8 protein-coding genes are annotated in these 7,060 nt (G+C 67.7%); all 8 read left to right on the forward strand.

The window, feature by feature from the left end; all coding sequences use genetic code 11:
- Nucleotides 1-13 precede the first annotated feature (13 nt).
- A complete protein-coding gene (dop, locus tag GX543_RS11445) occupies nt 14-1,519 on the forward strand; it encodes a depupylase/deamidase Dop (protein ID WP_290852030.1) in 1,506 nt (501 codons plus the stop codon).
- Nucleotides 1,520-1,634: 115 nt separating this feature from the next.
- Nucleotides 1,635-1,826: a ubiquitin-like protein Pup gene (locus GX543_RS11450; RefSeq protein ID WP_006894932.1), complete on the forward strand. Its 192-nt coding sequence runs from the start codon at nt 1,635-1,637 to the stop codon at nt 1,824-1,826.
- On the forward strand, nt 1,823-2,683 hold the full coding sequence (prcB, locus tag GX543_RS11455) for a proteasome subunit beta (RefSeq protein ID WP_290852031.1): 861 nt from the start codon (nt 1,823-1,825) through the stop codon (nt 2,681-2,683). Before GX543_RS11450 ends, prcB begins: the two co-directional genes overlap by 4 nt.
- On the forward strand, nt 2,680-3,402 hold the full coding sequence (prcA, locus tag GX543_RS11460; RefSeq protein WP_290852032.1) for a proteasome subunit alpha: 723 nt from the start codon (nt 2,680-2,682) through the stop codon (nt 3,400-3,402). The genes prcB and prcA overlap by 4 nt, the downstream gene beginning before the upstream one ends.
- A 4-nt stretch (nt 3,403-3,406) precedes the next feature.
- Nucleotides 3,407-4,765, forward strand: a complete 1,359-nt coding sequence (gene pafA / locus GX543_RS11465) for a Pup--protein ligase (protein ID WP_290852033.1) — start codon at nt 3,407-3,409, stop codon at nt 4,763-4,765.
- A gap of 51 nt (nt 4,766-4,816) precedes the next feature.
- On the forward strand, nt 4,817-5,806 hold the full coding sequence (locus GX543_RS11470) for a WYL domain-containing protein (RefSeq protein WP_290852038.1): 990 nt from the start codon (nt 4,817-4,819) through the stop codon (nt 5,804-5,806).
- The gene (locus GX543_RS11475; protein WP_290852034.1) at nt 5,803-6,768 is read left to right on the forward strand and encodes a WYL domain-containing protein; all 966 of its coding nucleotides are present in this window, start codon (nt 5,803-5,805) and stop codon (nt 6,766-6,768) included. Before GX543_RS11470 ends, GX543_RS11475 begins: the two co-directional genes overlap by 4 nt.
- An 89-nt stretch (nt 6,769-6,857) precedes the next feature.
- Nucleotides 6,858-7,060, forward strand: a 203-nt coding sequence (tatA, locus tag GX543_RS11480; protein WP_290852035.1) for a Sec-independent protein translocase subunit TatA, incomplete at its 3' end; no start/stop codon positions are given.

The following is a 7,060-nucleotide window of genomic DNA, read 5'->3' on the forward strand; positions in this document are numbered from 1 at the left end:
CTAGGCTGGTTGCATGGAGCGCATCATCGGAACCGAAGTCGAGTACGGAATCTCGTCGCCGGGCGACCCGTCCGCCAACCCGATCATGACGTCGACGCAGGCGGTGCTGGCCTACGCGGCCGCGGCGAAAGTGCCGCGGCGGGATCGTCGCACGCGGTGGGACTACGAGGTCGAGTCGCCGATGCGGGATGCGCGCGGGTTCGATCTGGGGCGCAGCGGGGGACCGGCGCCGATCATCGACGCCGACGAGATCGGTGCGGCCAACATGATCCTCACCAACGGCGCTCGACTCTACGTCGATCACGCGCATCCGGAGTACTCCGCCCCCGAGGTCACCGATCCCTTCGACGCCGTGGTCTGGGACAAGGCGGGCGAGCGCGTGATGGAGGAGGCCGCCCGGTACGTCGCCAGCGTTCCCGGAGCGCCGAAGCTCCAGCTGTACAAGAACAACATCGACGGCAAGGGCGCCTCGTACGGCACCCACGAGAACTACCTGATGCGCCGCGACACCCCGTTCGACTCGATCATCGCGGGCCTGATGCCGTTCTTCGCCTCGCGCCAGGTGATCTGCGGCGCCGGTCGGGTCGGCATCGGTCAGCGAGGCGAGGAGGCCGGGTACCAGCTCTCGCAGCGCGCCGACTACATCGAGGTGGAGGTCGGGCTCGAGACCACCCTCAAGCGCGGCATCATCAACACCCGCGACGAGCCGCACGCCGACCCGGAGAAGTATCGCCGTCTGCATGTCATCATCGGCGACGCGAACCTCGCCGAGACGGCTACCTATCTGAAGGTGGGAACGACCGCACTGGTGCTCGACCTCATCGAGGCCGGCGTCGACCTGTCCGATCTCGCACTCGCGTGGCCGGTCGAAGCGGTGCACGTCATCAGCCACGACCCCACGCTGCGCGCCACCGTCGCCCTGGAGAACGGGCGCGAACTCACCGGCTTGGCCCTTCAGCGCGAGTATCTCGACCGCGCACAGAAGTTTCACGACGCGAACCACAGCGACGACACCCGCGCCGCGCACGTGCTGGCCACCTGGGCCGACGTCCTCGACAAGCTCGAGCGCGATCCGATGGAGTGCGCGGACCTCTTGGACTGGCCGGCCAAGCTCCGCCTCCTGGAGGGCTTCCGCAATCGTGAAGGGCTGTCGTGGTCGGCGTCGCGCCTGCACCTGATCGACATCCAGTACTCGGACGTGCGCCTCGACAAGGGACTGTACAACCGGCTGGTGGCCCGGGGCTCCATGCAGCGGATGACGACCGAGGAACAGGTGCTGGCCGCGGTCGAGAACCCTCCGACCAGCACCCGCGCCTATTTCCGCGGCGAGGCGGTCCGTCGGTTCGGCGCCGACGTCGCCGCCGCCAGCTGGGACTCGGTGATCTTCGACCTCGGGCAGGACTCGCTGGTCCGCATTCCGATGCTCGAACCGCTGCGCGGCACCAAGTCGCACGTCGGCGAACTGCTGGAGACGGCCCAGTCGGCCGCCGACCTCGTCGACCGATTGACCGCCCCCTGACGTAGGTGGATCGGCAACTCCCACAGCCGATCTGCGACGCACTGAGCCAGTCCGCCCGCAGGGTCGGCGTGCACCGGTAGGGTGAAATCACAAACTCTCTTCATAGGAGGCGAACATGGCGCAAGAGCAGACCAAGCGCGGTGGCGGTAGCGACGACGACGATGCGATCGGTGGCGGTGCGGCTGGTCAGGAACGGCGCGAGAAGCTGACCGGAGAGACTGACGATCTGCTCGACGAGATCGACGACGTGCTCGAGGAGAACGCCGAAGACTTCGTTCGCGCCTACGTCCAGAAGGGCGGGCAGTGATCCTGGTTCCGGGAGAAGCTGGATCGGGCGGCATCTCGTCGTTCACCGAGTATCTCCGAGTGAATGCACCGGACCGACTGCCCCACCATCTCGTCTCGAACGGATCCGTTCCGGTGACTGCCGAACAGATTCCGCACGGCACCACGATCGTCGCGATCAGCTATCCGGGCGGGGTGATCCTGGCCGGCGACCGACGGTCGACGATGGGTAATCTCATCGCCACCCGCGACGTCCAGAAGGTGTACGTGACCGACGAGTTCTCGGCGGCGGGCATCGCGGGCACCGCGGGCATCGCGATCGAGATGGTCCGCCTGTTCACCGTCGAACTGGAGCACTACGAGAAGATCGAAGGCGTGCCGCTGACCCTCGACGGCAAGGTCGCACGGCTGGCGTCGATGGTGCGCAGCAATCTGGGCGCCGCGATGCAGGGGCTGGCTGCGATCCCGCTGCTGGTCGGCTTCGACGCCGGCGGCGATCCGGGCGATCGCGGACGCATCTTCTCCTTCGACGTCGCGGGCTCGCGCCACGAGGAGTCCGGGGGATACGACGCGATCGGTTCCGGCTCGGTGTTCGCGAAGTCGTCGATCAAGAAGCTGTACCGCGCCGACCTCACCGCCGCCGACGCGCTCGGCGTCGCGGTCGAGGCGCTGTACGACGCCGCCGACGACGACTCGGCCACCGGCGGTCCGGACCTGATCCGCCGGATCTTCCCGACCGCGGTCCGGGTGACCGCAGACGGTGCGGACTTGGTCGCCGAGCAGGAGATCGCCGAGGCGGCCGAGGCCGTGATCGCCCGACGGCGCGCCAGTGCGGACGATGCCGCGGCGACCGACTCGGCGAGAGGGGAGCAGGCATGACCTTTCCGTACTACGCCAGTGCCGAGCAGATCATGCGCGATCGCTCGGAGCTCGCACGCAAGGGCATCGCTCGCGGCCGCAGCGTGGTCGCACTGACCTACGCGGACGGCGTGCTCTTCGTCGCGCACAATCCGTCCAACACCCTGCGGAAGGTCAGCGAGATCTACGATCGCATCGGGTTCGCGGCCGTCGGCAAGTACAACGAGTTCGAGAGTCTCCGCCGCGCCGGGATTCAGATGGCCGACCTGCGCGGATACAGCTACGACCGGGCCGACGTCACCGGTCTGTCGCTCGCCAGCGCCTACGCGAACACGTTGGGCGCCGTCTTCACCGAGCAGGCCAAGCCCTACGAAGTGGAACTGTGCGTGGGCGAGGTGGCGCTTCCGGGGCGGACCACCCCGTCGCAGCTGTACCGCATCGGGTACGACGGCTCGATCATCGACGAGAAGTCGTTCATCGTGATGGGTGGAGCCACCGAGCCGATCAATACGGCGATGAAGGACGCCTACGAGGCCGACCTGCCGCTCAACCGGGCGCTCCAGGTGGCGGTCCGGGCCCTCTCCGCCCCGGCGGAGGGCAACGGCGGCGACGCCGAGGCCGACGCGACCGCGTTGACGGCCGCCGACGTCGAGGTGGCCGTCCTAGACAGGAACCGACCGCGCCGAGCGTTCAAACGCATCCGGCGCGACGACGTCACCGCATCTCTCGAACAGGAGTGAGCTCGTGGAACGACGCATCATGGGCATCGAGACCGAATTCGGCGTCACCTGCACCTTTCAGGGGCAGCGCAGGTTGAGTCCCGACGAGGTGGCCCGCTACCTCTTCCGCCGGGTCGTGTCGTGGGGACGCAGCTCGAACGTGTTCCTCCAGAACGGAGCCCGCCTCTACCTCGACGTCGGCTCGCATCCGGAGTACGCGACCGCGGAATGCGACTCGGTCCGACAGCTCATCACCCATGACCGTGCGGGCGAGCGAATCCTGGAAGAGCTCCTGGTCGACGCCGAGGAGCGACTCGTCGCCGAAGGCATCGGCGGCGATATCTACCTGTTCAAGAACAACACCGACTCCGCGGGCAACTCGTACGGTTGCCACGAGAACTACCTGGTCAGCCGGACCGGCGAGTTCGGGCGCGTCTCCGACGTGCTGCTGCCCTTCCTGGTGACCCGGCAGTTGATCTGCGGTGCGGGCAAGGTGCTGACCGTCGGACACGAGGCCAAGTACTGCCTCTCACAGCGCGCCGACCACATCTGGGAGGGCGTCTCGTCGGCCACCACCCGCTCGCGGCCGATCATCAACACCCGCGACGAGCCGCACGCCGATGCGGAGAAGTACCGCCGCCTCCATGTGATCGTCGGCGACTCCAACATGTCCGAGACCACGACCATGCTGAAGGTCGGCTCAGCGCTGCTGGTGCTGGAGATGATCGAGTCCGGCATCTCGTTCCACGACTTCGCACTCGACAACCCGATCCGGGCGATCCGCGACATCAGCCACGATCCCACCGGACGGCGCGAGATCCGATTGGCCGGCGGTCGGACCACCACGGCACTCGCCGTGCAGCGCGAGTATCACGCCCGCGCCGTCAAGCACCTGGCGAACCGGACGCCCGACGAGACGATGGATCGGGTGGTCGACCTGTGGGGTCGTGTCCTCGACGCGGTCGAGAGCGACGACTTCAGCTCCGTCGACACCGAGATCGACTGGGTCATCAAGCGCAAGCTCATGCAGCGCTACCAGGACCGCTACTCACTGGACCTGACGGCGCCGAAGATCGCCCAGCTCGATCTCGCCTACCACGACATCCGACGCGGCCGCGGAGTCTTCGACCTGCTGTCCCGCAAGGGGCTGGCTGCGCGGGTCACCACGGACGAGGAGATCGACGAGGCCACCTCGACGCCGCCGCAGACCACCCGCGCCAAGCTCCGCGGCGACTTCATCAGTGCAGCGCAGCACGCGGGACGCGATTTCACCGTCGACTGGGTCCACTTGAAGGTCAACGACCAAGCGCAGCGCAATGTGCTCTGCAAGGACCCGTTCCGCAACGTCGACGAGCGGGTGGATCGGCTGATCGCATCGCTGTGAACCCAGGGCCTGTCCCTGCGCCGATCCGCGCCGCCCAGCACCTACAGTGAGATCGTGACTTCCAAGAACGAGCGGATCGTCAACCTGGTGGTCTGCCTGATGTCCACCAGGCAGTTCGTGACGGCGTCCTACCTGCGGCAGAACGTTCAGGGCTACAACGATCCGGGACAGAGCGACGACACGTTCAAGCGGATGCTCGAACGCGACAAAGCCGAACTCCGCGAGATGGGTATCCCGCTGGAGACCGGGCGCAACCCCGACACCAGTGAGGGCTACCGCATCGACCCCGAGCAGTACGCACTGCCCGACATCACGCTCGACCGCTCCGAAGCCGCCGCTGTGGCCGCCGCGGCCGCGGTGTGGCATGAGCCGTCGGTGGCCGCGATCTTCCAGACCGCAGTGCTGAAGCTGCAAGCAGCGGGCATCGAGGTGGCCAGCGACGACGAGATCGGCATCACGCACGGCGGTTCGACGCGATCGGTGGGCGACGAGCGCGCCATCACCGCGTTGCTGTCGGCCATTGACGTCGGTCGGCCGGTCACCTTCACCCACCGGACCACCCGCGGCCGCAAGACGCGGACCCTGGAGCCATGGGGCATCGTCGCCAACGGCGGTCGCTGGTATGTGACCGGACACGACCGCGACCGCGACGACACCCGCACCTTCCGCATCTCCCGCGTGGTCGACGTCAAGGCCTTCGGCGACGCCGGCTCTGTTCAGCGACCCGCCGGTGTGGATGTCCGGACCATCGTCGACGCCGCCGTCGAGCGCGCCGACGACGGTGCCGTCGCGAAGATCTGGGTGGCCGCGGGTCGGGCACACGGCCTGCGCCGAGCCGCCCTGTCCGCCGAGCCGCACCGGCTCGGCGGCCCCGACGGCGAAGCAGGTGATCTGCTCACCGTCGCCATCGCGTCTCGGTCCGGACTCCGTCGCATCATTCTGAGCGCGGGCGCCGACGCCGTCGTGCTGGAACCGGAGGAGTTGCGAGACGACGTGATCGCCGACCTCGACCGCCTCATCGCCGCGGAGGTGACCGCATGAGCGGGGCACGCCCGTCCAAGCTGGCGCGCCTGCTGGCAATGGTCCCGTACTTCGAAGCGCGACCGGGCATCAAGCTGGCCACCGCGGCCAAGGACCTCGGGGTCAGTGAAGCCACCCTCACCGAGGATCTCAATCAGCTCTTCGTGTGCGGCCTGCCCGGTTACGGCCCGGAGCACCTCATCGACATCCAGTTCTGGGACGGATACGTCAGCGTGCAGTTCGCCGCGGGCATGGACCGGCCGCTCCGTCTCACCGGGCCGGAGGCCAACATCCTCCTGATGGCGCTCAACATGCTGTCGGACACCCGCGGGGCAGTCGATGCCGGGGCGGTCCGCAGCGCGATCGCCAAGATCGAGGCCGCGATGGGCGACGCCTATCGCGCCGTCAGCGCCGCGGAAGTGTCCGGCGACGATTCCCGGCCGGTCGACCGACTGCTTCGGCAAGCGATGGCCACGCAGCGTGCCCTGCGCCTCACGTACTACACGGCCAGCCGCGACGAGGTCAGCGAGCGCACGGTGGACCCGATTCGCATCAAGGCGGTCGACGGCCACACCTATCTGGAGGCCTGGTGCCGGGAGTCGGAGGGAACCCGCCTGTTCCGGTTCGATCGCGTCGAGTCGGCCGACATTCTCGACGAGCCTGCGTCACCGCCGGCCGACGCCCTGGTGCCTGCCGAGCCGCTCGACTTCAGCGCACTGACCGGAGAACTGCCCGCGGCGCACATCGAGATCGACCCGGACGCGGTGTGGCTGCTCGAGTACTACGCCGCCGAGCCCGACGAAGACCTCACCGACGAGCCGACGGCCCCGATCACCGCGATGCTCCGGTACGGATCGCCGCAGTGGTTGGCGCGATTCCTCCTCGGCTTCGGCGGTCGCGTCCGGTTGCTGAGCACCGTCGACGACGTGCGGCCGCTGATGGCTCAGACGGCGCGCGCGGCACGGGAGCGCTATCGTTCCTGATGCGCGTTCGGCGCGCGTGTCGATCCGAGTTCCGGTTCGGTAGACTCGGTCCCGAAAGTACTTACTGATTATCGTTGAAGGGTTGAATTATGGGTGCGATGTCGCCGTGGCACTGGGCGGTTGTCCTGCTCGTGCTGGTGCTGCTGTTCGGCTCGGCGAAGCTCCCCGCAGCGGCTCGCGGCCTCGGTCGCTCGTTGCGAATCTTCAAGTCCGAGATGCACGAGATGCAGAGTGACGGCAAATCGACCGAGTCGGGAGAGGCCGCGCGCGAACTGCCTGCCTCAGATCCGAA

It is taken from the genome of Gordonia sp. (in: high G+C Gram-positive bacteria), assembly GCF_012515855.1.
GTDB lineage: Bacteria > Actinomycetota > Actinomycetes > Mycobacteriales > Mycobacteriaceae > Gordonia.